This window comes from Streptomyces sp. YS-3 (assembly GCF_045257485.1).
Taxonomy (GTDB): Bacteria; Actinomycetota; Actinomycetes; order Streptomycetales; family Streptomycetaceae; genus Streptomyces.
Genome location: NZ_JBJHPC010001040.1, coordinates 1 through 1,173, shown reverse-complemented (window position 1 = coordinate 1,173; position 1,173 = coordinate 1). Strand labels below are relative to the sequence as shown.

The window sequence follows — 1,173 nt, the reverse complement described above, 5'->3', positions numbered from 1 at the left end:
GAGTGGGCGTCGGGCTCTCGGTGGTCGCGCTGGGCGTCGGGGACTGCGACGACTGGCTGGGTAGGACCGTCCGACCGACCTTGCCGTCCCCGGAGTCACCACCTCCACAGCCGGTCAGCGCGAGCGCGGCAGCCGCGGCGAAACCGGCGGCGAGGGTGGAGATACGAACGTGCTTCATGTGGCCCCCCTGGGCGATGAGACGGCCATCTCATCGCCACGGAGGGTCACGGGTGATGGTAGTTGCGCATTCGTTACCGTATGGATTCAGCCAGTTGACCGACAGTTGTTCGCTTTCTGCACGGACCTGTGGTCTATCCCTTGCTGGACCCGAGCGTCAGCCCCGCGATGAAGTGCCTCTGCAGCAGCAGGAACACCAGCAGTGTCGGCAGGGCCACGATGACCGAGCCCGCCGCCAGCAGGTTGTAGTCGGTGAAGAACTGGCCGCGCAGATTGTTCAGGGCCGAGGTGACGGGCAGTTTGTCGCCGTCGGACATGAAGACCAGGGCCCACAGGAAGTCGTTGTACATCCAGGTGAACTGGAGCGTGGCCAGGGCCGCCAGGGCCGGGCGGCACAGAGGCAGGGTGATGCGCCAGTACTGGGTCCACACACCCGCGCCGTCGACGATCGCCGCCTCCAGGATCTCCTGCGGGAGCGTGCGCATGAAGTTGGCCAGGACGAAGACGCAGAAGCCGACCTGGAAGCCGATGTGGACCACGATGACGGCCCAGTACGAGTCGAACATCGTCATCGAGTCGGACATCCAGTACGGCAGCGGGATGCGGTTGAACAGGACGTACAGCGGGGTGACGATGACCTGTTGGGGCAGCAGGTTGCCGGCCGTGAACAGCATCAGGAGCAGGATGCCGCCGCGCAGCCTGAGGCGGGAGACCGCGAAGGCCACGAACGACGCCAGGAACAGCGTCACCAGCACGCCCGGCACCGCGATGATCAGCGTGTTGACGAAGTACTTCGTCATGTCGGAGTCGCTGAAGGCCTGGGTGTAGTAGTCGAAGGAGAGGTGCTTGGGGAGGGAGAAGTAGCCGTACTTCGCCGTCTCGTCGTAGGGGCGCAGCGAGGCGTAGACCGCGAGCAGCAGGGGGGCGAGGAAGGCCAGTGACACGGTCATCAGGAACGCGTGCACGCCCAGACGGCCGGGCCGGACGCGGCGGCGC

At 65.8% G+C, this 1,173-nt stretch carries 1 protein-coding gene; it reads right to left on the bottom strand.

What is annotated here, in order from left to right; genetic code table 11:
• Positions 1-311: 311 nt before the first annotated feature.
• Positions 312-1,173 (bottom strand): carbohydrate ABC transporter permease (locus tag ACJA3G_RS37335; protein WP_406557450.1); only part of this gene is annotated, 862 nt, incomplete at its 5' end.